Origin of the sequence: Maricaulis sp. (assembly GCF_017642925.1) — a bacterium.
GTDB lineage: Bacteria > Pseudomonadota > Alphaproteobacteria > Caulobacterales > Maricaulaceae > Maricaulis.
In genome coordinates this window covers 20,259-45,945 of the sequence record NZ_JAEPOL010000024.1, presented here as the reverse complement: position 1 = coordinate 45,945, position 25,687 = coordinate 20,259, and the positions used below count along the sequence as shown (strand labels likewise).

Below are 25,687 nucleotides of genomic sequence, written 5' to 3'. Positions count from 1 at the left end.
GGCTATACCCGCTCCAGTCCGTAAGCCGTGTGCAACGCCCGCACGGCGCGCTCGACGGCGTCATTGTCGATAAGGGCGGAAATCTTGATTTCCGAGGTTGCCAGCACCCTGACGCTGATCCCCTGTTCGCCCAGCACTGCAAACAGGGAGCGCGCGATATCGGCCCGCTGGCGCAGCCCCGCCCCCACAATAGAGACTTTTGCCAGCCCCGTCTCCGACGAGATATCGGCGCCGGGCAGACCGGCCTCCAGCGCCGCCTGGGCGCGGGCCAGATCGCGGTGGGCGACGGAAAACTCGATATTCACACGACCCGGCGTGCGGGTGTGCGCCTGAACGATCATGTCGACCCCGATCTCCGCGTCCGCAAGGATGGCAAATGTGCGTGCCGCGAGCTCCGAGCGGCCGGAGGCACCCAGAAGCGCAATCCGCGCCTGGTCCCGCGCATAGGCAACGCCGGACACGATGCGGCGTTCCGCGATGTCCTGCGTCTCGACCACATCCGTGCCACGGCTCTCACCGGTCTCGAGGAAGGACGACAGGACCCGCATCGGCACGCCGCGCGATTTCGCGAACTCGACCGAGCGGGTCTGCAACACTTTGGCGCCCTGGGCGGCCAGTTCCAGCATCTCGTCATGACTGATCGCGTCCAGCCGGCGGGCGGCCGGCTCGATACGCGGGTCGGTCGTGTAGACGCCATCGACATCGGTATAGATATCGCACCGCGCCCCCAGCGCCGCCGCCAGTGCGGCTGCGGACAGATCGGTGCCGCCGCGCCCCAGCGTGCGGATCTCGCCCTGCGAGGTGATCCCCTGGAAGCCGGCCAGCACGGGAATGACCCCGGCCTGCATCGCCGCCTCCAGTGCAGAGACATCCATCCCCGCGATCCGCGACGCACCGGGCGGACCGTCCGTCACCACCGGCAACTGCCAGCCCTGGAAGGATCGCGCCTCGAAACCGGCTTCGCGCAGGGCCAGCGCCATCAGCGCAGAGGACACCTGCTCGCCCGCCGCCAGGGCGACATCGGTCTCGACATCGCCAAGCCCCGCGCCGAACGCACCGGCCAGACCGAGAATACGGTCGGTCTCGCCGGCCATGGCCGACACGACAACGGCCAGGCTCTCGCCCCGGCGCACGGCCTCGGCCACGAGCCCGGCAGAATGCCGGATACGCTCGATCGACCCGACCGACGTGCCGCCGAATTTTGCCACGACGCGTGTCATTCACCCGCCATCCCGAAGCCGTCCCTCAACCTGTCCCTCGCGCTTTTCCTTGCCGGCGGGTGCGCCCATAACGTCGCACCGGGCTCGATTAGCGGCATCGGCAAGGCCATATTAAGATCGGCGCCCATGTCGTCGCGCTCGCGGTTAGGTAAGCGCAGACGGCCGGGCACGCAACGCTCGAACGCAATCGCGGGCACGCTCGCCTGCAAGGAGAAACACGGATGGCAACGGCGACAGCGCCCGACACCCTCACCCGCCCCTCGGTCGATCCGGAGGAAGTCGAGAAGTTCTCGCGCATGGCGGCGGACTGGTGGAATCCGGATTCCAAGTTCAAGCCGCTGCACAAGTTCAACCCCGTTCGCCTGGGCTTTATCCGCGACACGATCTGCGAGCATTTCGGCCTGTCCGGCGCGACGCCCTTCGAGGGCCTGCGCATTCTCGATATCGGTTGTGGTGGCGGGCTGGTCTGCGAACCCATGGCCCGGCTGGGCGCACAGGTGACGGGTGTCGATGCCGCCGAAGCGAATGTGAAGACGGCCTCGGTTCATGCGGAAGAGCAGGGTCTGAAGATCGACTACCGGCACGGCGTTGCCGAACAATTGCTGGAGGCCGGCGAACCGCCCTTCGACGTCGTGCTGAACCTGGAAGTGATGGAGCATGTCGCCGACCCGCATGCCTTCCTGGTCGACTGCACCAGGCTGGTGAAGCCCGGCGGACTGATGATCTGCGCGACGATCAACCGCACGCCCAAGGCCTTTGCCATGGCGATTGTCGGCGCGGAATGGATCATGGGCTGGCTGCCGCGCGGCACGCACCGCTTTGCCAAACTGGTCAAACCGGCCGAGATTCGCGCCGCATTGCGCGAAGGCGGCATGGAAATGCGCGAACCGGTGGGTGTGCTCTACAACCCGCTCAACGACCAGTTTTCGCTGGGCGAGGATATTGCAGTCAATTACATGGCGGTTGCACAGAAACCCTCCCGAAATTAAGGCTTTGGAAATCGCAGAACGGTGACTTGGCGATCCATTTCGCGAGGAATCCGTCATGAACCAAGCCGCCCGAAAAACCTCCGTCCGCCCGTCCGGTTCCAGGTCGCTCGATAACCTGCAGGCCTTTCTGCGCCCCGACGGCTGGTCTGTTGACGAAGGCAGGAAGGTCTGGGCGGTGCTGGAACCGGCGCTCGAAACCATTCTCGACGATTTCTACGCCGATCTGCGCAAACAGCCCGAGCTCGCGGAAATATTCGCGCCCTTCGAAGAAGGCATGACCGGCATCCGCAAGCGTCAGATGGCACACTGGAAAGGCCTGCTGACCGATCCGCCGAGCCTGGACTTTGAAAGCCGCGCCATCCGTATCGCCGAGGCCCATACCCGGATCGGTCTGCCCTCGCACTGGTATCTGGCCGCCTATGGCCGCGTGATTGTTCAGGCGATCCCGGTTCTGATGTCGAAGTTCCGCCGCTCGCCCCGCAAGGCCGAGGCCGCGCTGCAGGCCTTCATCGGCCGCGCCTTCCTCGATATCGGCCTCGCCCAGGAAGGCTATGAGAACGGCATTCGCCACCGTGTTGAAGACCGGCTGAACCGGGATGCCCGGCTGGGCAATCTGCGCGGCGTCGCCAACACGATTTCCAGCGTCAACGAGATGATGCTGAACATGGCCGTGCTGCAGTCCTCCACGCAGGAATCCACCGCAAACAGCGAGTCCATCTCGGCCGCGGCCGAAGAGATGGTCGCCTCTGCCGAACAGATCGCCCAGAATTCCGATGGCGCTGCCGACCAGGCCGAAGAGACCAATACCTCGCTCAGCCATAGCGTTGCTGCCATGGGCGAAGTGGCGACGTCGATCGCCGAAATTGACCGCACTTCGCAGGACAGCGCGACCAGCCTGGTCGAACTGAACGAGGCCGCCGAACAGATTTCCGGCTTCCTGGGCGTCATCCAGACCATCTCGGATCAGACCAATCTGCTCGCCCTCAACGCAACGATCGAAGCCGCCCGCGCCGGCGATGCCGGCAAGGGTTTCGCCGTCGTGGCCAGTGAAGTGAAGAGCCTGGCGAACCAGGCCGCCAAGGCGACCGAGGACATTGCCGAACGGATCACGGCGCTGAAGAACGGCATGAGCGTGATCGAGAATGCCATCACCAGCTCGCGCGCAGCGGTCGAGCGCGGCCGTGAAACCATCGACGGCGCCAACTCCAGCATCCGCACAGTGGGCCAGCAGGTCTCCAGCGTATCGCAGCGCATGCAGGAGATCTCGACCATCCTGCAGCAGCAGAAAAGCGCGAGTACGGAGATCTCCGAGAAGATCGCCGGCGTTGCCGACCGGGCCCGTTCCGACAATGGCCGCCTCGGTGAGATGAACACATCGCTGCAGGCCTCGAACGACGCCTTCCTGGCCAACGCCCAGTCCTGGTTCCGCGCCGATTGCCACCGCTCCCTGGTACAGATGGCCAAAATCGATCACGTCTTCTTCAAGAAGCGGATTGTCGACATCATTGTCGGGCGCACGACCGGCAAGTCCGGCGATCTGCCGACCCACCATCAGTGCCGGCTGGGCAAATGGTACGACACGCTCGACGTGGCGTCCGTGCGCAACCACCCGGCCTACAAGGCGCTCGAGGCACCGCACGCCCGCGTTCACGACATCGCCCGCGAGGTCCTGGAGGCGCACGAGGGCGGCGCATCCAAGCGGGCCTTCGAGCGGCTTGCCGATCTGGAAACGGCGAGCCAGGAAGTCCTGCGTCTGCTCGACACGCTCGCCGAGGCACTCGACACCGATCTGCATGACGCGGACAGCCGCAGCTATGCCCGCCGCCCGATAGAAGGCGTGACCGGCCGCTTCACCTCGTCCGATGCGACCGGCGAGATTGTCATTCGCGACATCTCCGAAACCGGGATCGGCGTCGCCGGCCCCAATCTCGGCGTAGCCGGACGTGCCATGCAGCTGGAGGTCAACGGCCAGACCGTGCTGGGCGAGATCGCCTGGTCGAACGGCCAGGGCGCCGGCATCCGCATCCTGAAAGGCGAAGTCTCGCTCTGACCGGCCCGGCTCCCTGCCGGGCGGTTGACGGCAGGAAAAGCCGGTCATAACATTCACCCTAAAAGGTGAATGTTATGACCCAAGCAGCACCCGCCGGCCTTGACGCCACACTGACCGCAATTGCCGACCCGACCCGCCGGGCCATTCTGGGCCGGCTGTCGCGCGGCGAGGCACGGGTCACCGAACTCGCCCGCCCCTTCCCGATTTCACTGAACTCGGTCTCCAAACATATCCGGGTGCTGGAGCAGGCCCGCCTGGTCACGCGGCGCAAAGCCGGCCGCGACCATTTCATCGCCTTCAATCCGGCCCCGCTGGGCGAGGTCAACAGCTGGATCGAGCGGCAATGCGCCTTCTGGACCGGCGCGCTGGACGATCTGGAAGCCGCGCTTCTGGCCGAAAAGGACATACACGATGAATGAACCTGCCAAAGTGGTCGACGACAGGACAGTCCGCCTGCGCCGTCTTCTGCCGGCTCCGGTCGAGCGGGTCTGGGCCTATCTCGTGGAGAGCGAGAAACGGCGGACATGGCTGGCCGCCGGCGACATGGAATTGCGGCCCGGGGCCCGCTTCACGCTGCAATTCAAACACCGCGAACTCTCTGCAGAGCCGGCCGAGGCGGGCGCCAGCGACTATGAGGGCGCCCATCCCGCCGAGATTGTGGAGGTCGATCCGCCGCACCGGCTTGTGATCACCTGGGGCGAAGGCATCCAGGACGTGGCCGCGATCTCCGAAGTCGTCTTCGAGCTTGAGCCTCAAGACACCGGCACGCGCCTCACCATCACGCACAGAAAACTGGATGCGCCGACGACCGCAAAGGAAGTGGCCATGGGCTGGCACACCCATGTCGGCCTCCTGGAAGATGCACTGGCCGGACGCGAGCCACGCTGGTTCTGGGCCAGCTTCCACTCCATCAAGCCGGTTTATGACGCCGTCTTTCCCGGCGTGCCCGATTTCCTCGACGACATTGCTGACAAGAAGGATCCGTCATGACCGCCAGCGTCGCCCCGTTTTTGATGTTCGAGGGTCAGGCCGAAGCCGCCATGTCCCTCTACACCTCACTGTTCGAGAACTCGCAGATACTGGACGTCGAGCGTTACGGCCCGGAGGGTCCCGGCCCCGAGGGCAGCATCGTGAAAGCGGCCTTCACCCTGAATGGCCGCCTGCATCACTGCATCGACTCGCCGTCAAAGCACGACTTCTCCTTCACACCGGCCATATCCCTGTTCGCCGAGTGCGAGACAGAGGCTGAACTCGACAGGTTGTTCGAGGCCCTGTCGACGGACGGGCAAATCCTGATGCCGCTCGACACCTACCCCTTCGCCCGCAAATTCACCTGGATTGTCGACCGGTTCGGCGTGTCCTGGCAGCTGCGCCTGGCCTAGGCACGGCCCTCAGCCGGCCTGCGAAGACGTGTCCGGCTGCAGGGCCTCGCGCTGGTCGGCCCATTTCAGAAGCGCATCCAGCGCCGGGCAAAGCGCCTGTCCCCATTCGGTGAGGCGATATTCGACCCGGGGCGGAACCACGGGATAGACCTTCCGGAACACCACGCCATCGCTTTCCAGCTGGCGCAGCTGCTGGGTGAGCATTTTTTGCGAAATGGCCGGGATCGCGCGCTCCAGCTCGGAAAAGCGCATCACCTTGCCGCCGAAGAGATGGAAGAGGATCACCAGCTTCCATCGCCCCTCGACGATCCGCAGCGTGTTGACCACGCCTTCGGCGGCCGTCTCGGCCGTGAAGGCCTCTAACTTACTTTTTGGTGCGTACCAGACTTTATCGTGCGTACTTGTCATTTTCTCATTGTCGCTCCACTTGCCTTGCCGATCAATCCGGAGGCTTGGCCTCCACCAGCAAGGAGACGGCCATGACACAGACACTTCCTTCTTCCATCGCCGCATATTTCGACGCCGCCAATCGCCGCGACTTCGATCGTGCCGCCGCGCAGTTTTCCGACGATGCCCGTGTCCGGGACGAGAGCCGGGATCATATCGGCAGAGCCGCGATCGAAACCTGGCTGAAGCAGACGGTCGACGCATACGACTTCCACGCAGAACCTGGCACGGCAGAACACAGGGATGGCGCCGTCTTTGTGCCAGCCACGGTGTCCGGCAGCTTTCCGGGCAGCCCGATTGCATTGACCTACCGCTTCGGGATGGACACCGGCCGGATCGCCTCGCTGGAGATTGCCTGATGCCGTCTGTTGCGACGCCGGAATTCGCCGGCAAGCGCGTCCTGGTGACCGGCGGCACCAAGGGAACGGGCGCAGCCACCGTAGACCTGTTCCGCAGCCGCGGAGCCCGTGTCGCCACCGCCGCCCGCTCAACACCGCCCGGCGGTGTGAATGCCGACCTGTTCGTTCAGGCTGACCTGACGCAGCCGGACAGTGTCCAGCCCCTGGCCGATACGATCACCGACGCCTTCGGCGGTATCGACATCCTGGTCCACTGCCTGGGCGGATCGACAGCGCCGGCCGGCGGTTTTGCGGCACTTCCGGACGATATCTGGCACGATGAACTGCAGCTCAACCTGCTCAGTGCCGTCCGGCTGGACCGGGCGTTTCTGCCCGGCATGCTCACCCGCCAGGAGGGCGCGATCATCCACGTCACCTCGATCCAGCGGCGCCTGCCCCTTCACGACTCCACTACAGCCTATGCGGCCGCCAAGGCCGCGTTGAGCACCTATTCCAAATCACTGTCGAAGGAAGTCGGGCCGGCGGGTGTGCGGGTGAACGCCGTAGCACCGGGATGGATCTATACCGAAGCCGCCGAAGCCCTGGTGCAACGCGTCGCCGAGAATGCAGGGACCGACGAAGCGGCTGCAAGGCAGAGCATTCTGGATGCGCTCGGCGGGATTCCGATCGGCCGGCCGGCCCGGCCGGAAGAGGTCGCCGAAACGATCGCCTTCCTCGCCTCCGACCGCGCGAAAGCCATCCATGGCACCGAGGTGACAATCGACGGCGGCACAGTCCCGACGGTGTGACTGCGGCTCGAGAGCGCGCCTGGCCTGGTTCGCCTAGTTCGCTTTCTTCGGCGGCGTCGGAGCCATGGCATCCGGCAGCGGGGCGACCGGGACGCCGTCATCGACGAGCTTGCGGCTCTCTTCCGGCGTCGTCTCGCCATAGATCAGGCGTTCCGGCTTGTCGCCCGCATGCATCGCCCGGGCCTCGCGGGCGAAATCGCCGCCGACATAGTCGTAATTCTTGCGGATATGCGCCTTCACCCGGTCGGCAAGATCGCGGAACTGCGCCTCAGGGGACGCCGCCTCGCGCTTGCGGGCGGTCGACACAGCCGGCGCCATGAGGGCCTTGTGGACCTCGCTGGATCCGCATTCGGGACATTGCACCAGATCGCGTTCGATCTGGTCGTCAAAGGCATCGGAACTGGAGAACCAGGCCTCGAATTCATGGTCCTGGTCACAGCGCAGCGCATAGCGGATCATGTCGGTGACGGCATGTCCGGACCGGTTAGATCGCGGTCATGTTCCAGGGCGGGAATGCGGCGGCGGGCCTCGGCGACCTTGTCGAGATCGATCCGCGCGGCCAGTATGCCCGGCTCGGCATCCTTGCGGACGGCAACAACCTCGCCCCAGGGGCCGATGATCATCGAATGCCCCCAGGTCTTGCGGCCATCCTCATGCAGACCCGACTGCGCGGGCGCGATGACATAGCTGCCGGTCTCGATCGCCCGCGCCCGCAGCAGCACCTCCCAGTGCGCGCGTCCGGTCGGCCGGGTGAAGGCGGCCGGAACGGCCAGGATCTGGGCTCCCGCCTTGGCCAGGCGCCGGTAGAGATAGGCGAAGCGCACATCATAGCAGATCGACAGGCCAAGCCGGGCACCGGCCGCATCGGCCACGACCAGCCGGTCGCCGGGCGCGTAATTGTCGCTTTCCCGGTAGGTCTCGCCCTTGCCCAGGCCGACATCGAACATGTGCGCCTTGTCATAGCTCGCCAACAAAGCGCCATCGGGGCCGAACAGGAAGCTGCGGTTTGCTGCCCGGCCGTCCGGCGTGCGCACGGCAAGCGAGCCGATCAGCAGGGTGATACCCAGCTCGTGCGCCAGGGCCGAAAAGGCCGGCAGGGCCGGTTCGGTCTCCGGCGCGTGCAGCACCTTGAAGGCTTCCGCGGCATTCTTCTGCACGAGATGCGTGGTTTCCGGCGTGGCGACAAGCTGCGCGCCGGTGGCCGCCGCATCCCGGATCAGGCGGATGGCGTCCTTGATGTTCGCTTCGGGGGCGATCCCCGACCGCATCTGGACGAGGGCAATGTCGAGTTGGCTCATCAGGCGGCGAGCATATCATCCAGCTTGCCGGCCCGTTCAAGAGCCATCATGTCGTCGCAGCCGCCGATATGGATATCGCCGACGAAAATCTGCGGGAAGGTGCGGCCGCCATTCGAGCGCTGGATCATCTCGTTGCGCTTGGCCTGGTCGAAGCCGGCATCGATCTCGTTGAAGGTCACACCCTTCTGCTTCAGAAGGGATACGGCGCGGGCACAATAGCCACACATCGGGCGCGTATAGATTGTCACTTCAGCCATGAAACTACTCCATTACGAGCCGGCCGCGGCGGGGCGGACGGCCGGAAAATCCGTTCAGCCTCCCTAGATAGTGGGATCCGTGGACCTGACAACGCGGCACAGTGTCATAACCGATACATGCGCCGCACCCGCGCGTTTCAGCGTGCGGGCACAGGCGGTCGCTGTGGCACCGGTGGTGAAGACATCGTCGACGAGTACCACGCGGCGCCCCTCGACGCGACTGCGCTCCGGCACATGGAAGGCGCCCGCGACATTGCGCTTGCGCGAGCGGGCGCTCTGTCCGGCCTGGCTGGGGGTGGCGCGACGGCGCAGCAGCCAGCCGGTTTCCATCGGCACACCGGACAGCCGGGCGATCGCCGCAGCCAGCAGGGCCGACTGGTTGTAGCGGCGCGCCAGCAGGCGTCGCCAGTGCAGCGGTACCGGCAGGATGGCATCGGCACCGCCGAGGCAGTCACCGCCCGCCGCGATCATCCAGCGGGCGAACTGGTCGATCATCTCGCGCCGGCTGCCATGCTTGAACCCCAGCACCAGCGGCCGTGAGGCATCGTCATACGCCAACGGGGCCCGTACGAGGTCGTAAACGGGCTGCTTTGCGACACACAGGGCGCACAATGTTGCAGATGTGGACGCGCTGCCGCCGGGATAGGGAAAGGGCAGGCCGCACACGCTGCACCAGGGCGCGTCCAGGAAGGTCAGCCGGGCCCAGCCCGCCGCCTGCAGCCGGCCACTGGCATCGACGGCACTGCCCGTCACCGGGCAGACCGGCGGCCAGGCCAGATCGGCCAGACGGCTGGCAATCGCGCCAATCACACACCTGCCCCCTTTTCCCGGCGGCCCTTAGACGGCATATCCCGCACCATGAATTCCGACACGCCACCCCGCCTTTTCGACCGGACCCTGCTGCGCACACGCCGCAACCGAGCTGCGGCCCGCCTGGCAGACTACAACTTTCTCGTGCGGCGCGCATTCGACGATATCTGCGACCGGGTGGAAAGTGTCACGCGGGACTTCGAGCGCGCGGCCATACTGGGCGGCGGACCGGGTCTGGCCGACGAGCTGATGGCGCGCCCCGCCGGCGGCAAGATCGGCTGGCTGACCAGCGCAGACCTGTCGCCGGCTGTCGCTGCAACGCTGGACCGCCCCGCTCTGGCGCTGGACGAGGAAGCCCTGCCCTTCGCGGAAGAAAGCCTGGATCTCGTCCTGGCGCCCTGGGGGCTGCACTGGACCAACGACCTGCCCGGCGTGCTGGTGCAGATCAATCACGCCCTCAAGCCGGACGGTTTCTTCGCTGCGTCCCTTTTGGGCGGTTCGACGCTGAACGAGCTGCGGCGCTGCCTGATGACGGCAGAGAGCGAACTGACCGGCGGCGCCAGCGCACGCGTTTCGCCCTATGCCGGCACGTTCGACATGGCGGCGCTGATGCAGCGTGCCGGCTTTGCCATGCCGGTTGCGGATATCGACCGTGTGACCGTGCGCTACGACAATGTCTTCGCCCTGATGGCCGATCTGCGCGGCATGGGCGAGACATCCGTTCTCGCCGACCGGCCCCGGAACCCGGCCACGCGGGCGCTCTTCATGCGAACTGCGGAACTCTATGCGCAGCAGTTTGCCGACGAGGACGGCCGCGTCCGCGCGACTTTCGAGATCGTGCATGCGGCCGGCTGGGCCCCGCACCCGGATCAGCCCAAGCCGAAACGCCCCGGTTCCGCAACGCACCGGCTGGCAGACGCGCTGGGCGTGCGGGAACAGTCGCTGGGTGAAAAGGCCGGACGCTAGAAGGGCGCAGAGGCCTGGTCGAGCATGTTCATGATGGCCGGGCCGATCAGGGTCAGGCCGCCGATGATCATGATCGAGATCAGCACGGCAATGATCGAGTATTCGATCGCCGTCGCGCCGCCCGTATCGCCGCAAAAATCGGACAGGCGCCGGATCAGAGCCGGTCGCGAATCTCCGCGGCCAGCGACCGGTCCGCGGGCGAGAGCCGGTACTCGCCCAGCTTTTCCTTGCGGACCCAGGCGATCTCCTGCCCCTCCAGCGGACGGGCGAACCCGTCCCAGGTGCGGCACAGGAAAAGCGGCATCACGATGTGAAAGGTGTCGTAGGGATGGGATACGAAGGCGAAGGGATGCAGGCATCGCTCGCATGGCTCCACTCCCAATTCCTCACGGAGCTCCCGGACAACGGTCTGCTCCGGCGTTTCCCCCGGCTCGATCTTGCCGCCGGGAAACTCCCAAAGCCCTGCCATCGGTTTGCCCTCGGGCCGTCTGGCGATGAGGATCCGTCCATCCGGATCCAGCAAGGCGCAGGCGGCGACATGGATCACCGGTTTGGGGCCACCAGCCGACATCGTGCGTGAACTCCTTTAAGATCGGGTGCAGAAACGCGGTGAATACCGGCTTAACCCGGCTCGTCCGGACTGTCGTCCTCGCCGGGCAGATCGCCGTCATGAGCCTCCGGACCGGCAGAGATGTCCGGCTCTTCACCCGACCGGGGCTCGATGACGATTTCCGGCCGTTCGATCTGGGCATCGGCCCGGAGCCCGTCAATCAGCGCCTCCAGCTGATCGAAAGTGTAGAAGCGCACGATGTTGGGCCGCAACGCCTCGATCGAGGGCGGCGGCTGACGGCGGCGGTCGACCACTTTGAGCAAATGCCAGCCGAATTCGCTGCGGAAGGGCTCGGATACCTCGCCCTCGGGCGTCGAGAAGGCCACGGAACCGAAGGCGGGCAGGATGCCCTCGCGGGTGAAATAGCCCAGGTCGCCGCCTTCCAGCCGTGTTGCCTGGTCCTGGCTCATCGCGACGGCCAGCTCGGCAAAGTCGCGCCCCTCGGCAAGGAGCTGCGCGATGGCATCGGCCTCGGCGCGTGTGTCGACGAGGATGTGGCGCGCCCGCACTTCCTCGCCTAGCGGGATCAAGCGGATCTGTTCGCGATAGATGCGCTGGATGGTTTCCTCGGTAACCGCATCGGCCAGCGCCGTCTCGACCAGGACATTGCCCAGGATGCGCTCTTCGGCGAGCGCCATGCGGCGGCGCGCCTCCTCCGACTGGTGCAGACCGCGCCGGCGTGCTTCCAGAGCCAGCAGGCGCTGATCGATCAACTCGTCCAGAACCCGGTCGAACTCGGCATCGCCCGGCTGCAGTGCCACCTCGTCATCGCCCGATTGCGAACGGGCTTCACGCTCGACATCGGACCGGCGGATCACCGTGCCGTCGACCCGGGCAACGACCGGGTCCGCCTCGTCGGGCGCGACGCGAGCCGCCGGATCGACGCCCGGTTCTGCCGGCCGCCGGGGCTCCGGACCACAGGCCGCGAGGCTCGCGGAGATCAACAACAGTCCTACAAAAAGCCGCAGAATGGCCACGCTGGCAGTCCTTTACGGGAATATGCCGCATGGCAGGCGCCGCGCGGCTTGATTGACACCCATCCCCCCCATCCTTAAGTCACCCTGACGTTTCAAAGCAATGTTGGCGTCTCCGGCGAGAGGGACGGACTCGAGCGCCGGACGCCGGTCCAGTTGTACGCAAAGCCAGAACCACATGCTGTCTATAGCCCGCAAGATCTTCGGAACCGAGAACGACCGCAAACTTCGCCGCATGCGGCCGATGGTCGAAAAGATCAACGCCCTGGAGCCCGACTTCCAGGCCCTCTCCGACGACGCCCTGAAGGGCAAGACCGCGGAATTCCGCGAAAGGCTCGACAAGGGCGAGAAGCTGGACGACCTGCTGCCGGAGGCGTTTGCCGCCGTGCGCGAGGCCGCCAAGCGCGCTCTGGGTCTTCGCCCGTATGACGTGCAGCTGATGGGCGGCATGGTGCTGCACGAGGGCTCCATCGCCGAGATGAAGACCGGTGAAGGCAAGACGCTGGTCGCCACCCTGCCGACCTATCTCAACGCGCTGACCGGCAAGGGCGTGCACATCGTCACCGTCAACGACTACCTCGCCACACGTGACGCCGAATGGATGGGCCGCGTCTTCGCCCAGCTGGGCATGACCACCGGCGTGATCGCCCACGGCATGACCGATCCGGAACGCCGCCAGGCCTATGCCTGCGACATCACCTACGGCACCAATAACGAGCTCGGCTTCGACTATCTGCGCGACAACATGAAATACACGGTCGACGAGATGGTGCAGCGCGGCCACGGCTTCGCCATCGTCGACGAGGTCGACTCGATCCTGATCGACGAAGCGCGCACCCCGCTGATCATTTCCGGCCGCACTGAAGACCGGACCGAATTCTACCAGACGATCGACCAGCTGATCCCGCTTCTCGACGAGGATTGCTACGAGATCGACGAGAAAGCCCGCTCGATCCTGCTGACCGAAGAGGGCAATGAGAAGGTCGAGGAGCTGCTGAAGTCCCGCGAGCTCCTGGAGGCAGACGCCGACCTCTACGATGTCGAGAACATCGCGACGGTCCACCACGTCAACCAGGCGCTCAAGGCGCACAAGCTGTTCGTGAAGGACAAGGACTACATCATCAAGGATAATGGCGTTGTCCTGATCGACGAGTTCACCGGCCGCATGATGCCCGGCCGCCGCCTGTCCGATGGTCTGCACCAGGCGATCGAGGCCAAGGAAGGCACGGACATCCAGCCGGAAAACCAGACCCTCGCCTCGGTCACTTTCCAGAACTATTTCCGCCTTTACGACAAGCTGGCGGGCATGACCGGTACGGCCCTCACCGAGGCCGACGAGTTCATGGATATCTACAAGCTGGGCGTGGTCGAGATTCCGACCAACCGGCCGATCGCCCGCGTGGATGAGGAAGACGAGGTCTACCGCACGGCGAAAGAAAAATACGACGCCGCCATTGCCGATATCGAGGATTGCGTGAAGCGCGGCCAGCCGGTGCTGGTTGGCACGGCCTCGATCGAGAAATCCGAACTGCTGTCGGACATCCTGACCAAGCGCAAGATCAAGCACCAGGTGCTCAATGCGCGCTATCACGAACAGGAAGCCTACATCATCGCCGATGCCGGCGTGCCGGGCGCGATCACCATCGCGACCAACATGGCCGGCCGCGGTACCGACATCCAGCTCGGCGGCAATGTGGAAATGCGTCTTGGCGCCTGGCTGAGCGAGCAGAAGGAGCTCGGCAAGGAGCCGACCGAGACCGAGATCGCCCGCGAGAAGGACAAGATCGCAGCCGACGTTGCCGAGAAGAAGAAGCAGGCCCTCGATGCCGGCGGCCTCTACGTGCTGGGCACGGAGCGCCATGAAAGCCGGCGGATCGACAATCAGCTGCGCGGCCGGACCGGTCGCCAGGGCGATCCGGGCCGCTCGAAATTCTACATCTCCGTACAGGACGACCTGTTGCGCATTTTCGCGCCGGAACGCCTGGACGGTATCATGCGCACGCTGGGCATGAAGGAAGGCGAGGCCATCCAGCATCCCTGGATGTCCAAGGCGCTGGAAACCTCCCAGAGGAAGGTCGAACAGCGCAATTTCGACATCCGCAAGAACGTGCTCAAATACGACGACGTGATGAACGACCAGCGCAAGGCCGTGTTCGAGCAGCGCATCGAGTTCATGACATCCGACGACGTCTCCGACGTCATCAAGGACATGCGCCAGCAATCCGCCGAGGATCTCGTAGAGGCCCACATCCCGCCGAAGGCCTATGCCGACCAGTGGGATGTCGAGGGTCTGACCAATGAGGTGAAGGATACGTTCGGCCTCGACCTGCCGATCGCCGACTGGGCAGCCGAGGAAGGTATTGCCGACGAGGAGATCCTGGAGCGCATCGTCGACGCGGCCGACAAGGCTTATGCCGAGAAGGCGGTCAATGCCGGTCCGGATCTGATGCGCCGGATCGAGAAGTCGATCCTGCTCCAGGCGATCGACATCAACTGGCGCGAGCACTTGCAGAACCTGGATGCCATGCGCGCCATGATCGGTCTGCGTTCCTACGCTCAGCGCAACCCGCTGAACGAGTTCAAGACCGAGGCTTTCTCGCTGTTCGAGCGCATGATGGACAATCTGCGCGGCGAAGTGACCCGTCAGCTGATGCTGATCCGCTTCGAACGCGCCCCGGCCCCGCCGCAGGCACCGCGGGACATCCAGGCCAGCCATATCGACGCCAGCACGGGCCGTAACGAGATGGACGGGCCGGACCGCGAGCCGGTCGCCCCGCGTCCGTCAGCCCCGCGTGCTGCAGCCGTCGATCCGAACCGCCCGGAGACCTGGGGCCGCGTCGCGCGCAACCAGCTCTGCCCGTGCGGCTCCGGCAAGAAGTACAAGCATTGCCACGGTGCGATCGATCAGGCCTCGGCCTGATCCTCGATGGGCGCCGATAGAGACTTTCCCCGTCTTCGCCCGGCCCGGCCGGGTGAGGACGAGGCCCTGTCCCGCCTGTGTCTCAGGTCCAAGGCTTACTGGGGATATGACGCGGCCTTCATGGCGGCCGTCTCGCCCTATCTCAAGGTCACACCCGACGCGATCGAGGCCGGCTACACCACGGTGGCCGAGGCCGAAGACGGCACGCTCCTGGGCGTCTGCCAGATCGATCCGGACGGGCATGGCGGCACGCTGGACCTTTTGTTCATTGCACCGGAAGCGATCGGCTCCGGCGTCGGACGCGCCCTGTTCGAGAGCGCCAAGGACCAGCTGCGCACACGGGGCGACACGGTAATGACCATCCTGTCGGACCCTTATGCCGAGCCCGCCTATCTGCATATGGGCGCGCGCCGGGTCGCCATGCGCCCCTCCGACGTCTTCAAGGGCCGCGAACTGCCCTGGCTGGAAGTGGCGCTTTAACGGCCCGGCCACACAGTCTTCAGTCCGGATACTGGAACACATCCTCCAGACCAACGCCAAATATCCGGGCGATCTTGAAGGCCACCTCGAGCGAGGGCGAGTATTTGCCCTGCTCGATCGCGATCACGGTCTGCCGGGTGACGCCCACCTTCTCGGCCAGCTCGGCCTGGGTCATCTCATTGGTGTGAAAACGCAGCGTGCGGATCTGGTTGGTGATCGGGGTAGATTTTGCCATGCGTCACACCTCCCCGCGATAGGCGAACAGCTTGACGCCGATCGAGACCACGCCGGCGAGCATGCCGCCGACGAAGAGCGTCTGGGCGATCCAGAAACTGTGCACGTCCAGCACCAGCATCACCAGCGCGGCAAAGCCGACCGCATGCATGGCATGACCGCCCCAGGCATCACCGCGCCGCTCGATGTCGTGGTCACGCTCGTCATCGATGATGCCGTCAGCCTTGCGCACAGCCGGGTCCGAGATCGCCATGCGGACGGCGGAGATCACCAGCAGGACGATGAATATCCCCATCGCGATCGCCATCGGCCACTTCCAGGATATCTCGTCCAGGGGTATCTGGCCGATCTGCGGCACGACCCGGACCAGATACCAGCCCAGGGCCAGAACGCCTCCGGCGAGCGCCGCCAGATTGAGCTTTTCCATGAAAGACATGCGCTACACTCCCTGGCGGTAGCCGATCAGGCAGGCGACCGACTTGACGATCTCGCCGGCGACCAGGGCCAGCAGGACCAGGTTGGCAATCCAGAACACCGAGAATCCGGCCAGGGCCAGAACCAGCGATCCGCCCGCACCGGCCGAGACGACATAGCCGGCGATCTGGTCGCTGCGCATCGAGATCAGCCGGTCGCGTTCGTCAGCCGGCGCGTCTGCATCCTTCGGCGCCGTCGAGCTGACGATGATCGTGCCGACAATCATCACGACGATGAGCAGGACGATGGTGCTGATCATGTGGCCGCCATTCAGCACGGCCTCACCGGCGAGCGCCGCCTTGGCGGTATTCCCGAAATACATCCCGTAGATCAGCACATTGGCGATCAGGGTCAGAACCGCGATTTTTTCACGGAAGGACATGTCAAACACTCCAGTCTTGATGTCGATTATCTTTGACACTGATGGATGTAAGATATCGCCGACTTGATGTCAAATTTTTATTACTTTATGTCGCAAAAAGATGACCCGGCAAGCGGGTCATCTCATGAAATCAGCCTTTTAAGAGGTCACCCGCCAGGGCCTGCTCGATCAGGGCGATGGTTTCCGTGACGCCATAGATCGCCACGAAGGAGCCGAAGCGCGGCCCCTGGGACTGGCCCAGCAGGACTTCATACAGCCCCTTGAACCAGTCGCGCAGATTGTCGAAGTCCTGGGTCTTGCCGGCGGCATAGACCTCGTCCTGGATCTTCGCAGCGTCACGCTCGCCGGCGTCCATGGCTTTCAGTCGCTGCAGCAGGTCCTCCATCGCCGCCCGCTCGATATCGCTCGGCGCGCGGAAAGCCTTGGTCGGCTCGACGAAGTCCGCGAAATACTGCACGGCAAAGCTCGCCAGATGGTCCAGCAGCGGATGCGTCTGCGGCGTCGCACCCTCGACATAGCGGCCGATAAAGCCCCACATCACATCGCTGGAATGCGCACTGGCGGCCGAGGCCAGGTTGAGCAGCAGGGCGAAGGAGATCGGCGAGGTCTCCGACGGCGGATTGCCGGTATGGATGTGCCAGGCCGGATTTTCCAGCTTCTGGGCCTCATCCTGGCCGGGATAGGCCGCCAGGTGCTGGAGATACTCGTCCACCGCCTTGGGAATGACATCGAAATAGAGCCGCTTGGCCGTCTTCGGCTTCACGAAATTATAGTAGGCCAGGCTCTCCTGCGGCGCATATTTCAGCCAGTCCTCGACCGACAGGCCATTGCCCTTCGACTTGGAGATCTTCTCGCCCTTCTGGTCGAGGAAGAGCTCGTAGACGAATTGCGTCGGCGGCTCGGCGCCAAGGATCTTGCAGATGCGCGAATAGATCGGCGCATTGGTCTGATGGTCCTTGCCGAACATCTCGAAGTCGACACCGAGGGCTGCCCAGCGCATGCCGAAATCCGGCTTCCACTGCAGCTTCACCTGTCCGCCCTTCACCGAAAGGGTCGTTTCCGTGCCGTCCTCGTCGTCGAACGTGACCGTGCCGGCCTTCGCATCGACCGCCTTCATCGGCACATAGAGCACGCGCCCGGTCTTCGGCGAGACCGGCAGGACCGGCGAATAGGTCGCCTGGCGCTCGGCACCCAGCGTCGGCAGCATGACCTGCATGATCTCGTCATACTTCTCCAGCGCCCGGACGAGCATGTCGTCATAGGCTCCGGACCGGTACAGCTCGGTGGCTGACTTGAATTCGTAGGTGAAGCCGAAACTGTCGAGGAAGCCGCGCAGGCGCGCATTCATGTGGGCACCATAGCTGTCATGCGTGCCGAAGGGGTCCGGCACCACGGTCAGCGGCTCCTGCAGGTGTTCGGCCAGCATCGCCTGATTGGGCAGGTTCTCCGGCACCTTGCGCATGCCGTCCATATCGTCGGACACGCAGATCAGCTTCGGCTCATAAGCGCCGCCGGTCAGCACGTCGAAAGCATGCAGCACCATCGTGGTGCGCACGACTTCGCCGAACGTGCCCATATGCGGCAGACCCGACGGCCCGTAGCCGGTCTCGAACACGACCGGCCCGGATTTTCGGCCGAGCTTGTCCAGACGCTTTTTCAGCAGGCGCGCTTGTTCAAACGGCCAGGCTTTCGCGTTTTGGGCAAGATCGGAGATCATCGGATCGGTCTTTCTGTTCTTGGAGTGCGCAAAAGCTGGCGAGGTAGAGGGGAAGCGCCAGAGCGTCAAGCCACACAGGCCGATCATGGGAATTCATGCTGGCCGCCTTTATCGCCCGTCACGCTCGACAGGCAGAGGATTGCCGTACAGGTTCAGAACGGCCTGCCCCGGTTCAGGCCCGACGATCAGTTCGATCGGAGCCTCCCGGCAGAAGAAGTGGCGCGCCGACCGGGCAAACAGGCGCTGCGGTGGCTGCTGCGGCAGTTGCAGGCTCAGGACGCCGTCGGCGTCTGCCTCGACGATCACCGTATCGCCGGACTCCAGAACCCACCGCCCCTCGGCGGCTGCGACCATATCCGGTGTAACGGAAACACTCGATCGCGCACCTTCAAGGGAACCGGGCAGAGGATCTGCCGGCCAGGCTTCCAATGTCGTGCCCGAAACGAAGACCAGACCCGGCGCATCCGTGCGCGGGCGGATATGCGTCAGGCTGTCCGGACGGAACAGGACGCCGTCTGCCGTCACAGCGAGTTCGGACCAGCGCCCGCCGCCCAGATTGTATCGCGCGCCATCCTCGACATGGATCTGCAGCACACGGCCATCACTGAGCACGTAGCGGCCTTGCAGGCTGGCGAGATCTGCATCCGGTACCGCCACTGCTTCCAGCTCCGGTATAGGATTGTCCGCCAGAACAGCAAGCGCCCGCCGCGCCATGGCCGTGGTATTGGGGCGGTAGTACCCATTCGACAGGACAGCGACTGCGCGATCGCTGTCCGGCAGGATCAGCCATGCGGCCTGGAAGCCGTTGATCGAGCCATTGTGCCAGATGACGCGCTCGCCCATCAGCGTGCCGACATTGAAGCCCAGCCCGTAGCCGAACCCTTCACCGTCAGGGCCAGTAACCTCCTGCCATGCGCGCGATTGCCAGGCAGGCGGCAGGAGCGCGTCGTTCATCAAAGCGCGGGTCAGGCGCACCATGTCAGCCGCCGAGACCGTCAGAGCCCCGGCCGCATAGGCGTGCGAGGGGTCGAAAGTGACCGTATTGAGCACGCTTTCGCCGTCATGGTCGTACCCCCGCGCCCGGCGCGGCACGATGCGGGGCTGGCGGTCATAGTGGGAGTCCGTCATGCCCAGTGGCGCGAATATGTCGTCCTCAATGATGTCCCCATAGGTGCGCCCCTGCGGATCGGTCACTTCCAGCACACGCCCCAGCAGAACATAGTTGAAGTTGGAATAGCTCCACGCCTGGCCCGGTTCGAACATGGGTTCGGCGCCACGCATGCGGCCGATGATTTCATCCGGCGTTGTCGGATTACGCATGATCGAGGGCGTGTCCGGCAGGCGGAAGTGATCCGGCAGGCCGGATGTGTGCGACATCAGCTCGGCAAGGGTCGGCCGGCCCAGTGTTTCATCGAGACCGGGAAGATATGAACCGACCGGCCGGTCGAGATCCAGCACGCCGTCTGCAGCCCGCTGGAGGATTGCCAGAGCCGTTATCGGCTTGGTGATCGATCCGATACGAAAGCTCGTATCGGCCGTCGCCGGCACGCCCCATTCCACATCGGCCAGCCCCGCCGCCGACAGCAGAACCAGACGATCCCCGTCCAGGACCATCATTGCGGCGCCGGGCTCGTCACCGCCATAGGCACGCTCAAGCATCTGCTCCAGTCGCGCAGCGGCATCGCGCCCGACCGGGTCGTTCGACGCCGAGACGTCGAGAGCTAGTACGGCGTAAAGGATTGCCGCACCCGCGAGGCCGGCTGCGAAAACAGGAATCGGGCGGAGCATCATGCGCTCTCCTCCGTTCCAGCTGCCAACGCACTGCCCCGCTGATCGGACAGGCGCTTGATCAACGACCGCCGCGCCAGTGCGGCCTCCATTGCGAGCAGGCCCGCTTCCAGATCGATACCGATTTCGTCCCACAGGGCCTGGTAGACCGTTTCGAACTCCCCCATCACAGCCACCGCCCGGGCGACAGTGGGCTTCGCCGCATCGCCGATCCCGTAGATCGTGCGCCGGGCGTCATCCGGGTCAGGCCTGGACGTGAAAATGCCCCGTGCCACGCCGGGCTTCAGCCGGCTTTCAATCACCTGGCGGGAGTGCCCGATATGGTCGGCCAGCTGGGTCGAGGTCATCGGCCCCCTCGCATTGAGTGCGAGCACGATCGAAAGCCAGCGGGCGTCAAGTGCGATGCCGAGCACGTCGAATGCCTCGACACCCTGGTCGCCGACAAGCTGTGATGCGCGAAACAGGATCGCGCCGAACTGAGGGTCTCGCGGGGTCATCACCACCTCCATTTATGCAAATTTTTGCGTAAGTAAGCGTGATGACACAAGTTACGGATCGGCCACGTTTCGCGTCACCGCCGCAATTCGGCCCGTTTGCATCCGAAATGATGCCATGTGCTGTGCCTAGCCTCTTGAAGCGGGCGGGGAGCCATGCGTTAGTGGGAGAAAATTCGAGCATGTCGGATAGATCGATGGAATTTCACCGAACCAAGCGCCTGCCGCCCTATGTATTCGAAGAAGTCAATCGCCTGAAGGCACGTTTGCGGGCCGAAGGTGCCGACATCATCGATTTCGGCATGGGCAATCCCGACCTGCCCACCCCGCAGCACATTCTCGACAAGCTCAAGGATACGGTGGAGAAGCCGCGCACCAATGGCTATTCGGCCTCGCGCGGCATTCCCGGCCTGCGCAAGGCGCAGGCGCGCTATTACAAACGCCGCTTCGATGTCGATCTCGATCCCGACAAGGAAGTCATCGTCACGCTGGGTTCGAAGGAAGGCTTTGCCAATCTCGCGCAGGCGATCACCGCTCCGGGCGATGTCGTCCTGGCGCCCTCGCCCTCCTATCCGATCCACACATTCGGCTTCCTGATTGCCGGCGGCACGATCCGGCATGTCCACGCGCCCTCGCCGGAGGAGTATCTGCGCGGCCTGGAACACGCCGCCCGCCACACCGTGCCGAGCCCGATCGCCGTCGTTGTCTGCTTCCCGTCCAATCCGACGGCGCAGACCGCCACGCTGGACTTCTACAAGGACGTCGTGAAGTTCGCACAGAGGCACGACCTCCTCATCCTGTCGGACCTGGCCTATGCCGAGATCTATTTCGGCGACCAGCCCAGCCCTTCAATGCTGCAGGTCGAGGGCGCCAAGGACCGGACGATCGAGTTCACCTCGATGTCCAAGACCTATTCCATGGCCGGCTTCCGGGTCGGCTTCGCGGCCGGATCGGAACGCCTGGTCGGCGCTCTGGCACGCGTGAAGTCCTATCTGGACTACGGCGCCTACACGCCGGTCCAGGTCGCCGCCTGTGCCGCACTGGACGGCCCGCAGGACTGTGTCGACGAGGCCCGGGCGATCTACCGCCATCGCCGTGATGTTCTGGTGGAAAGTTTCGGCCGCGCCGGCTGGACGATCCCGAAGCCGGAAGCCTCGATGTTCGCCTGGGCGCCCCTGCCCGAGGGCTGCGAGGAGATGGGCTCGCTGGAGTTCTCGAAACAGCTGATGGAGGAGGCCGGCGTTGCCGTCGCGCCCGGCATCGGCTTTGGCGAGCACGGGGAAGGCTATGTCCGCCTGGCGCTGGTGGAAAACGAGCAACGCATCCGCCAGGCCGCGCGTGGCATCGGCGAGTTCCTGAAAACCCGCCGACCCGCGATCCGGGCCGTCTAGGCCCGGCGATACATCACTAGAAGTAGTGGCGGATGCGCGTGGTGTGCGGCCACTTGGCGCCGGCACGAGCCCGCAGACGGCGCCGACGCATACGCTGTTGCATGAAGTCTCGTGCTTCATCGAGCGGCACCAGGTCCTTGGCCTCGCCGGCCTGGATATCCTCTCGGTGCGCGACGAAGTCGGCATAAGCCTCGAGCTCGGCGGACAGGCTGGCAGCGACGAGATCGATCATGATCGCATCGTCGACATAGCCCAGGACCGGCGTGGCGTCCGGGATCAGGTCTTCCGGGTCGGCAAAATAGGCCAGCGCGTCGATGACATTCTTGCGGTCATCGCCTTCCAGCTTCCAGTCCTCGTCTTCCAGCATGCCCAGAAGCGGACCGAGCTGGCGGATGCGGGCCTTGACGAATTCCGGCGGATTGGACGCCAGCGCCTTGTCCATCATGTCGGAGACACCCGCCATGATCCGGGCTTCGTCCGTCGTACCCAGCGAAGCGCGGGACTGTTCGAGACGCTCCCGGAAAAAGTCGAGATCCGCGTCGGTCAGATCGAGCTCGACCTTGAGAGTGGGGGTGGTTTGTTCGGTCATGATGTCGAAGGCACCTTCCTGTTGCCGTTGATTGATGACGCCTTGTCGCATGACCGGCGTCCAGCACAAAGCGGGATCGGGTGCGCCTGCCGTCCCGGGGGATCGTCGTGAAGGCCGTCACCCCGGGGGCAGCGGCAATGCGCGGTTAACCACCAACATGATTTCCGCTCCCTGCCAAGGCCCGCGCACGATAAGTTTTCCGCATGAACGTCGCTTTCAATACTGCCGTCACAGGCATGCTCGCTGCCCAGTCCCAGGTCGCCACAGCCGGTTCGCAGATGGTTGCGAATTCGGCCAAGGGCCAGGACATCATCCAGGCCGCCGTCGCCATCAAGCGCGCGGAAGCCACACATGCCGCCGCAGCAGCCGTGGCCCAGACGGCAAGCGACATGACCGATACCCTGCTCGACATCACGGTCTGAGCAGTCCCCGCTCGGTCGGTGGATGGCCGGTGGGCGTCATCTCCTGTGCCGGTTACCTCTGTGGGCGCAGTGCGGCACGGGAGATGACGATCCCGGACGCCCCACAATCGCCCTCGCAATCTCCGGCAAAACAGCCTAACTGATGGGCCATGGCCCAGAAGATTTCCGTCGATATCGTCGCCGACCTTGTCTGCCCGTGGTGCTGGCTCGGCAAGCGCAACTGGGATGCGGCTGTCGCCGCCGTGCCCGAGGTTTCGGTCGAGACGATCTGGCGCCCCTACCAGCTCGATCCGACGCTGGCCCGCGAAGGCCGCCCCTATCGCGACTATATGAAGGCGAAATTCTCCAGCGCCGACGATGCCGGCCGCTGGAAAGCCATGCGCGAATACCTGGAACAAGCCGCCCCCGGCGCCGGGATCGACTTCCGCTTTGACGCCATCGAGATGCGGCCCAACACGCTGGACGCCCACCGCCTGATGCGCTGGGCGCGCGGACAGGATTGCGCGGACGCGATGGCAGAAAGCCTGTTTGCGGCCTTCTTCCGCGATGCCCGTGATATCGGCGACCGTGCGGTTCTGAACGAACTGGCGGGCGAAGCGGGCCTCGACGCCGCGATCACCGGCGACCTGCTGGCGAGCGATCGCGACGAGAAAGCCGTCTGGGAAGAAGAGGTCTTCTTCCGCAAGCTCGGCGTAACCGGCGTACCCACCTATATTTTCAACGGGCAGTTCGCAGTGTCGGGCGCCCAGGAGCCGGCCGTGCTGGCCGACGCCATCCGCCAGGCCGTGAACGAGCCGGCGGAAAGCTGACCGGACCCTGATCCGGCAAGAGGGGAAGCATGTCTGCACTGCAAGCCGTCGGGCTCTATTCGGCACTCAATCTTCTGATCCTTCTGGTGCTGGCCGCGAATGTGTCGCGCCACCGCCGCCGCGCCAAGGTGAGCCTGGGCAGCGGCAAGGACGCGCTGCTGGAACAGGCCATCCGCGCCCATGGCAATGGTGTGGAATGCGTGCCGCTGGCGCTGCTCGCACTCTTCCTCACGGCATCGCTGGGATATGGTGCGATGATCATCCACGCACTGGGCATCGGCCTGACGCTGGGCCGCTTCGTCTACAGCTACGGCCTGCTGACCAGCCCGGGTCCCAGCATGGGCCGCATGCTCGGCACCGGGCTGACCTGGCTGGTCCTGCTGGCCCAGGTTCTGCTCCTGCTCGCCGCCGCGATCAGCTGACCCATTGCCCGGCGGCCGTTCCGGGCGCTATAGGCCTGCCATGACCCAAGCCCAATCCGCACCCGATGCCGCCCGCCTGCAGGACATTGCCGCCGACCTGATCGCGCGCGCCAAATCCGCCGGCGCCGACCACGCCGAAGCCTCCGTCGCTGAATCGCGCCATACGGAACTGTCCGTACGCGATGGCAATCTGGAAGACATCGAGCGCTCGGAGTCGCTGGATGCCGGCGTACGGGTCTTTGTCGGCCAGCGCCAGGCCGGCGTCGCCTTCTCCGACCTGTCCGAACAGGGCCGCCAGTTCACCGTCGAACGCGCCATCGCCATGGCCAAGGCCGCGCCGGAAGATCCGTTTGCGGCTCTGGCCGATCCGGAGCGCCTGTGCACCAACCCGCCGCGCCTCGACCTGTTCGAGGCCGTTGAATGGTCACCGGAAGAACTGGAAGCCATCGCCAACCGCGTCGAGAAGGCGGCACGCGCGATCGACGGCGTGACGATGACCGATACCGCCTTTGCCAGCTATGGCCAGGGCGCTGCGGCCTACGCGACGACGACCGGGTTCAATTCCGGCTGGCGCAAGAGCCAGTTCGGCTATGGCGCCTCGGTGATCGCCGGCAAGGACGGCGCCATGGAGCGCGACTATGCCGCCACCAGCGCCCGCCGGGGCGCAGACCTGAAATCGCCCGAGGAAATCGGCACCGAGGCCGGCGAGCGCACAGCGCAGCGGGTCGGTCCGCAGAAGATCAAGAGCGGCGTGATGCCGGTCGTGTTCGACCGCCGCGTCGCCACAGCCTTCCTCAGCGCCTTTTGCGGGGCGATCAGCGGCCCCTCGGTGGCCCGCGGCGTATCCTTCCTGCGCGACAAGATGGGCGAGAAGGTTTTCGGCGACGGCATTGTCATCGTTGACGATCCGCACCGCGACTGGGGCCATGCCTCCTGCCCCTTCGACGGCGAAGGCACGGTCAACGCCCGCAGCAACATCATCGAGGACGGCCGGCTGACCACCTGGTTCCTGAACTCGTCCGCAGCCCGCCAGCTGGCGCTGGAGCCGACCGGTCATGCGCGCCGCAATATGGGCGGCCCGCCGGGCGCCGGTCCGACCAATCTCCACCTGGAGCCCGGACAGGCCAGCCGCGACGATTTGATTGCCCAGGCCGGCGACGGTCTGCTGGTGACCGAGATGTTCGGCCCTTCGCTCAACGCCAATACGGGCGACTGGTCGGTCGGCGTGTCGGGCTATCGCATTGCCGGCGGCCGGATCGACCACCCGGTCAGCGAAGTGACTGTGGCGGGCAATCTGATCGGGATTTTCGCCCGCCTCGTGCCGGGCAGCGATCTGGAATTTAGAGGGGCCGTTAACGCCCCCAGCGTATGCGTTGACGCGATATCGGTCGGCGGGCTTTAACGCCGCCGCAGAC

At 64.9% G+C, this 25,687-nt stretch carries 31 protein-coding genes; 15 read left to right on the top strand and 16 right to left on the bottom strand.

Annotation, left to right across the window (positions count from 1 at the left end; genetic code table 11):
* Nucleotides 1-2 precede the first annotated feature (2 nt).
* Complete coding sequence (locus tag JJ918_RS15855; protein WP_291889513.1) at nt 3-1,220, bottom strand: aspartate kinase; 1,218 nt, start codon at nt 1,218-1,220, stop codon at nt 3-5.
* A 221-nt stretch (nt 1,221-1,441) separates the two neighbouring features.
* Here JJ918_RS15855 and ubiG point away from each other — a divergent pair, with 221 nt between their 5' ends.
* From ubiG to JJ918_RS15830, 5 genes are all read left to right on the top strand, one after another.
* Entirely contained in the window at nt 1,442-2,209 is a 768-nt protein-coding gene (ubiG, locus tag JJ918_RS15850; protein ID WP_291889510.1) for a bifunctional 2-polyprenyl-6-hydroxyphenol methylase/3-demethylubiquinol 3-O-methyltransferase UbiG, read from the top strand.
* Nucleotides 2,210-2,264: 55 nt separating this feature from the next.
* Nucleotides 2,265-4,259: a methyl-accepting chemotaxis protein gene (locus tag JJ918_RS15845; protein ID WP_291889508.1), complete on the top strand. Its 1,995-nt coding sequence runs from the start codon at nt 2,265-2,267 to the stop codon at nt 4,257-4,259.
* Between the two features lie 74 nt (nt 4,260-4,333).
* On the top strand, nt 4,334-4,678 hold the full coding sequence (locus JJ918_RS15840) for a helix-turn-helix transcriptional regulator (RefSeq protein WP_291889505.1): 345 nt from the start codon (nt 4,334-4,336) through the stop codon (nt 4,676-4,678).
* On the top strand, nt 4,671-5,249 hold the full coding sequence (locus tag JJ918_RS15835) for an SRPBCC family protein (RefSeq protein ID WP_291889502.1): 579 nt from the start codon (nt 4,671-4,673) through the stop codon (nt 5,247-5,249). Before JJ918_RS15840 ends, JJ918_RS15835 begins: the two co-directional genes overlap by 8 nt.
* Entirely contained in the window at nt 5,246-5,641 is a 396-nt protein-coding gene (locus JJ918_RS15830; RefSeq protein ID WP_291889499.1) for a VOC family protein, read from the top strand. The genes JJ918_RS15835 and JJ918_RS15830 overlap by 4 nt, the downstream gene beginning before the upstream one ends.
* Before the next feature lie 9 nt (nt 5,642-5,650).
* Here JJ918_RS15830 and JJ918_RS15825 read toward each other — a convergent pair whose 3' ends face one another.
* Nucleotides 5,651-6,049: a helix-turn-helix domain-containing protein gene (locus JJ918_RS15825; RefSeq protein ID WP_291889497.1), complete on the bottom strand. Its 399-nt coding sequence runs from the start codon at nt 6,047-6,049 to the stop codon at nt 5,651-5,653.
* A gap of 71 nt (nt 6,050-6,120) precedes the next feature.
* Here JJ918_RS15825 and JJ918_RS15820 point away from each other — a divergent pair, with 71 nt between their 5' ends.
* Entirely contained in the window at nt 6,121-6,447 is a 327-nt protein-coding gene (locus JJ918_RS15820) for a nuclear transport factor 2 family protein (protein ID WP_291889494.1), read from the top strand.
* A complete protein-coding gene (locus JJ918_RS15815) occupies nt 6,447-7,235 on the top strand; it encodes an SDR family oxidoreductase (RefSeq protein ID WP_291889490.1) in 789 nt (262 codons plus the stop codon). The genes JJ918_RS15820 and JJ918_RS15815 overlap by 1 nt, the downstream gene beginning before the upstream one ends.
* Before the next feature lie 33 nt (nt 7,236-7,268).
* Here the strand turns inward: JJ918_RS15815 and JJ918_RS15810 are convergent, their stop codons facing one another.
* The 4 genes from JJ918_RS15810 to JJ918_RS15795 form a co-directional block, all read right to left on the bottom strand.
* Nucleotides 7,269-7,694, bottom strand: coding sequence for a DUF1178 family protein (locus tag JJ918_RS15810; protein ID WP_291889488.1), 426 nt, complete (start codon nt 7,692-7,694; stop codon nt 7,269-7,271).
* Entirely contained in the window at nt 7,691-8,533 is an 843-nt protein-coding gene (locus tag JJ918_RS15805) for a carbon-nitrogen hydrolase family protein (RefSeq protein WP_291889485.1), read from the bottom strand. Before JJ918_RS15805 ends, JJ918_RS15810 begins: the two co-directional genes overlap by 4 nt.
* Nucleotides 8,533-8,790: a glutaredoxin 3 gene (gene grxC, locus JJ918_RS15800; protein ID WP_291889482.1), complete on the bottom strand. Its 258-nt coding sequence runs from the start codon at nt 8,788-8,790 to the stop codon at nt 8,533-8,535. The genes JJ918_RS15805 and grxC overlap by 1 nt, the downstream gene beginning before the upstream one ends.
* A gap of 63 nt (nt 8,791-8,853) precedes the next feature.
* The gene (locus JJ918_RS15795; protein WP_291889479.1) at nt 8,854-9,600 is read right to left on the bottom strand and encodes a ComF family protein; all 747 of its coding nucleotides are present in this window, start codon (nt 9,598-9,600) and stop codon (nt 8,854-8,856) included.
* Nucleotides 9,601-9,648: 48 nt separating this feature from the next.
* Here JJ918_RS15795 and JJ918_RS15790 point away from each other — a divergent pair, with 48 nt between their 5' ends.
* Nucleotides 9,649-10,566 (top strand): methyltransferase domain-containing protein, encoded by a 918-nt coding sequence (locus tag JJ918_RS15790; protein ID WP_291889476.1) that lies wholly within the window; start codon nt 9,649-9,651, stop codon nt 10,564-10,566.
* Here JJ918_RS15790 and JJ918_RS15785 read toward each other — a convergent pair.
* Genes JJ918_RS15785 through JJ918_RS15775 form a run of 3 tightly spaced genes read right to left on the bottom strand, consistent with a single transcriptional unit; the run spans nt 10,563 to nt 12,120 of the window.
* Nucleotides 10,563-10,712, bottom strand: a complete 150-nt coding sequence (locus tag JJ918_RS15785) for a Flp family type IVb pilin (RefSeq protein WP_291889539.1) — start codon at nt 10,710-10,712, stop codon at nt 10,563-10,565. The genes JJ918_RS15790 and JJ918_RS15785 overlap by 4 nt on opposite strands.
* A gap of 8 nt (nt 10,713-10,720) precedes the next feature.
* Nucleotides 10,721-11,137 (bottom strand): 8-oxo-dGTP diphosphatase MutT, encoded by a 417-nt coding sequence (gene mutT / locus JJ918_RS15780; RefSeq protein ID WP_291889474.1) that lies wholly within the window; start codon nt 11,135-11,137, stop codon nt 10,721-10,723.
* Between the two features lie 50 nt (nt 11,138-11,187).
* Nucleotides 11,188-12,120 (bottom strand): peptidylprolyl isomerase, encoded by a 933-nt coding sequence (locus JJ918_RS15775; protein WP_291889472.1) that lies wholly within the window; start codon nt 12,118-12,120, stop codon nt 11,188-11,190.
* Nucleotides 12,121-12,328: 208 nt separating this feature from the next.
* Here JJ918_RS15775 and secA point away from each other — a divergent pair, with 208 nt between their 5' ends.
* The gene (secA, locus tag JJ918_RS15770; protein ID WP_291889469.1) at nt 12,329-15,070 is read left to right on the top strand and encodes a preprotein translocase subunit SecA; all 2,742 of its coding nucleotides are present in this window, start codon (nt 12,329-12,331) and stop codon (nt 15,068-15,070) included.
* Nucleotides 15,071-15,076: 6 nt separating this feature from the next.
* Nucleotides 15,077-15,550, top strand: coding sequence for a GNAT family N-acetyltransferase (locus tag JJ918_RS15765; RefSeq protein ID WP_291889466.1), 474 nt, complete (start codon nt 15,077-15,079; stop codon nt 15,548-15,550).
* Between the two features lie 19 nt (nt 15,551-15,569).
* On the opposite strand, the gene JJ918_RS15760 is transcribed toward JJ918_RS15765, so the two are convergent.
* The 6 genes from JJ918_RS15760 to JJ918_RS15735 all read right to left on the bottom strand — a co-directional run bounded on the left by JJ918_RS15760 (nt 15,570) and on the right by JJ918_RS15735 (nt 20,642).
* On the bottom strand, nt 15,570-15,785 hold the full coding sequence (locus JJ918_RS15760) for a helix-turn-helix transcriptional regulator (RefSeq protein ID WP_291889463.1): 216 nt from the start codon (nt 15,783-15,785) through the stop codon (nt 15,570-15,572).
* A gap of 3 nt (nt 15,786-15,788) precedes the next feature.
* Nucleotides 15,789-16,220 (bottom strand): hypothetical protein, encoded by a 432-nt coding sequence (locus JJ918_RS15755; protein WP_291889460.1) that lies wholly within the window; start codon nt 16,218-16,220, stop codon nt 15,789-15,791.
* Between the two features lie 3 nt (nt 16,221-16,223).
* Nucleotides 16,224-16,640 (bottom strand): hypothetical protein, encoded by a 417-nt coding sequence (locus JJ918_RS15750; RefSeq protein WP_291889457.1) that lies wholly within the window; start codon nt 16,638-16,640, stop codon nt 16,224-16,226.
* A 130-nt stretch (nt 16,641-16,770) separates the two neighbouring features.
* Complete coding sequence (locus JJ918_RS15745) at nt 16,771-18,357, bottom strand: lysine--tRNA ligase (protein ID WP_291889454.1); 1,587 nt, start codon at nt 18,355-18,357, stop codon at nt 16,771-16,773.
* Between the two features lie 108 nt (nt 18,358-18,465).
* Nucleotides 18,466-20,148, bottom strand: a complete 1,683-nt coding sequence (locus JJ918_RS15740) for a serine hydrolase (RefSeq protein WP_291889451.1) — start codon at nt 20,146-20,148, stop codon at nt 18,466-18,468.
* Nucleotides 20,145-20,642 carry a helix-turn-helix domain-containing protein gene (locus JJ918_RS15735; RefSeq protein ID WP_291889449.1) on the bottom strand — a complete coding sequence of 166 codons (498 nt, stop codon included), beginning with the start codon at nt 20,640-20,642 and terminating at the stop codon, nt 20,145-20,147. Before JJ918_RS15735 ends, JJ918_RS15740 begins: the two co-directional genes overlap by 4 nt.
* A 194-nt stretch (nt 20,643-20,836) precedes the next feature.
* Here JJ918_RS15735 and JJ918_RS15730 point away from each other — a divergent pair, with 194 nt between their 5' ends.
* The gene (locus tag JJ918_RS15730) at nt 20,837-22,030 is read left to right on the top strand and encodes an LL-diaminopimelate aminotransferase (RefSeq protein ID WP_291889446.1); all 1,194 of its coding nucleotides are present in this window, start codon (nt 20,837-20,839) and stop codon (nt 22,028-22,030) included.
* Between the two features lie 16 nt (nt 22,031-22,046).
* Here JJ918_RS15730 and JJ918_RS15725 read toward each other — a convergent pair whose 3' ends face one another.
* Entirely contained in the window at nt 22,047-22,619 is a 573-nt protein-coding gene (locus JJ918_RS15725; protein WP_291889443.1) for a YkvA family protein, read from the bottom strand.
* A gap of 203 nt (nt 22,620-22,822) precedes the next feature.
* Here JJ918_RS15725 and JJ918_RS15720 point away from each other — a divergent pair, with 203 nt between their 5' ends.
* The 4 genes from JJ918_RS15720 to JJ918_RS15705 all read left to right on the top strand — a co-directional run bounded on the left by JJ918_RS15720 (nt 22,823) and on the right by JJ918_RS15705 (nt 25,674).
* Nucleotides 22,823-23,041, top strand: a complete 219-nt coding sequence (locus tag JJ918_RS15720) for a hypothetical protein (protein ID WP_291889440.1) — start codon at nt 22,823-22,825, stop codon at nt 23,039-23,041.
* Nucleotides 23,042-23,190: 149 nt separating this feature from the next.
* Complete coding sequence (locus JJ918_RS15715; RefSeq protein WP_291889437.1) at nt 23,191-23,850, top strand: DsbA family oxidoreductase; 660 nt, start codon at nt 23,191-23,193, stop codon at nt 23,848-23,850.
* Between the two features lie 29 nt (nt 23,851-23,879).
* Nucleotides 23,880-24,272 carry an MAPEG family protein gene (locus JJ918_RS15710; protein WP_291889434.1) on the top strand — a complete coding sequence of 131 codons (393 nt, stop codon included), beginning with the start codon at nt 23,880-23,882 and terminating at the stop codon, nt 24,270-24,272.
* 40 nt (nt 24,273-24,312) lie between these two features.
* The gene (locus JJ918_RS15705) at nt 24,313-25,674 is read left to right on the top strand and encodes a TldD/PmbA family protein (RefSeq protein ID WP_291889431.1); all 1,362 of its coding nucleotides are present in this window, start codon (nt 24,313-24,315) and stop codon (nt 25,672-25,674) included.
* Nucleotides 25,675-25,687 lie beyond the last annotated feature (13 nt).

Bases quoted from the DNA above. Each gene is read 5' to 3' on its own strand.
- JJ918_RS15855 (WP_291889513.1), bottom strand. From the start codon at position 1,220: ATGACACGCGTCGTGGCAAAATTCGGCGGCACGTCGGTCGGGTCGATC.
- ubiG (WP_291889510.1), top strand. From the start codon at position 1,442: ATGGCAACGGCGACAGCGCCCGACACCCTCACCCGCCCCTCGGTCGAT.
- JJ918_RS15845 (WP_291889508.1), top strand. From the start codon at position 2,265: ATGAACCAAGCCGCCCGAAAAACCTCCGTCCGCCCGTCCGGTTCCAGG.
- JJ918_RS15840 (WP_291889505.1), top strand. From the start codon at position 4,334: ATGACCCAAGCAGCACCCGCCGGCCTTGACGCCACACTGACCGCAATT.
- JJ918_RS15835 (WP_291889502.1), top strand. From the start codon at position 4,671: ATGAATGAACCTGCCAAAGTGGTCGACGACAGGACAGTCCGCCTGCGC.
- JJ918_RS15830 (WP_291889499.1), top strand. From the start codon at position 5,246: ATGACCGCCAGCGTCGCCCCGTTTTTGATGTTCGAGGGTCAGGCCGAA.
- JJ918_RS15825 (WP_291889497.1), bottom strand. From the start codon at position 6,049: ATGACAAGTACGCACGATAAAGTCTGGTACGCACCAAAAAGTAAGTTA.
- JJ918_RS15820 (WP_291889494.1), top strand. From the start codon at position 6,121: ATGACACAGACACTTCCTTCTTCCATCGCCGCATATTTCGACGCCGCC.
- JJ918_RS15815 (WP_291889490.1), top strand. From the start codon at position 6,447: ATGCCGTCTGTTGCGACGCCGGAATTCGCCGGCAAGCGCGTCCTGGTG.
- JJ918_RS15810 (WP_291889488.1), bottom strand. From the start codon at position 7,694: ATGATCCGCTATGCGCTGCGCTGTGACCAGGACCATGAATTCGAGGCC.
- JJ918_RS15805 (WP_291889485.1), bottom strand. From the start codon at position 8,533: ATGAGCCAACTCGACATTGCCCTCGTCCAGATGCGGTCGGGGATCGCC.
- grxC (WP_291889482.1), bottom strand. From the start codon at position 8,790: ATGGCTGAAGTGACAATCTATACGCGCCCGATGTGTGGCTATTGTGCC.
- JJ918_RS15790 (WP_291889476.1), top strand. From the start codon at position 9,649: ATGAATTCCGACACGCCACCCCGCCTTTTCGACCGGACCCTGCTGCGC.
- mutT (WP_291889474.1), bottom strand. From the start codon at position 11,137: ATGTCGGCTGGTGGCCCCAAACCGGTGATCCATGTCGCCGCCTGCGCC.
- secA (WP_291889469.1), top strand. From the start codon at position 12,329: ATGCTGTCTATAGCCCGCAAGATCTTCGGAACCGAGAACGACCGCAAA.
- JJ918_RS15765 (WP_291889466.1), top strand. From the start codon at position 15,077: ATGGGCGCCGATAGAGACTTTCCCCGTCTTCGCCCGGCCCGGCCGGGT.
- JJ918_RS15760 (WP_291889463.1), bottom strand. From the start codon at position 15,785: ATGGCAAAATCTACCCCGATCACCAACCAGATCCGCACGCTGCGTTTT.
- JJ918_RS15755 (WP_291889460.1), bottom strand. From the start codon at position 16,220: ATGTCTTTCATGGAAAAGCTCAATCTGGCGGCGCTCGCCGGAGGCGTT.
- JJ918_RS15750 (WP_291889457.1), bottom strand. From the start codon at position 16,640: ATGTCCTTCCGTGAAAAAATCGCGGTTCTGACCCTGATCGCCAATGTG.
- JJ918_RS15745 (WP_291889454.1), bottom strand. From the start codon at position 18,357: ATGATCTCCGATCTTGCCCAAAACGCGAAAGCCTGGCCGTTTGAACAA.
- JJ918_RS15740 (WP_291889451.1), bottom strand. From the start codon at position 20,148: ATGATGCTCCGCCCGATTCCTGTTTTCGCAGCCGGCCTCGCGGGTGCG.
- JJ918_RS15735 (WP_291889449.1), bottom strand. From the start codon at position 20,642: ATGACCCCGCGAGACCCTCAGTTCGGCGCGATCCTGTTTCGCGCATCA.
- JJ918_RS15730 (WP_291889446.1), top strand. From the start codon at position 20,837: ATGGAATTTCACCGAACCAAGCGCCTGCCGCCCTATGTATTCGAAGAA.
- JJ918_RS15725 (WP_291889443.1), bottom strand. From the start codon at position 22,619: ATGACCGAACAAACCACCCCCACTCTCAAGGTCGAGCTCGATCTGACC.
- JJ918_RS15720 (WP_291889440.1), top strand. From the start codon at position 22,823: ATGAACGTCGCTTTCAATACTGCCGTCACAGGCATGCTCGCTGCCCAG.
- JJ918_RS15715 (WP_291889437.1), top strand. From the start codon at position 23,191: ATGGCCCAGAAGATTTCCGTCGATATCGTCGCCGACCTTGTCTGCCCG.
- JJ918_RS15710 (WP_291889434.1), top strand. From the start codon at position 23,880: ATGTCTGCACTGCAAGCCGTCGGGCTCTATTCGGCACTCAATCTTCTG.
- JJ918_RS15705 (WP_291889431.1), top strand. From the start codon at position 24,313: ATGACCCAAGCCCAATCCGCACCCGATGCCGCCCGCCTGCAGGACATT.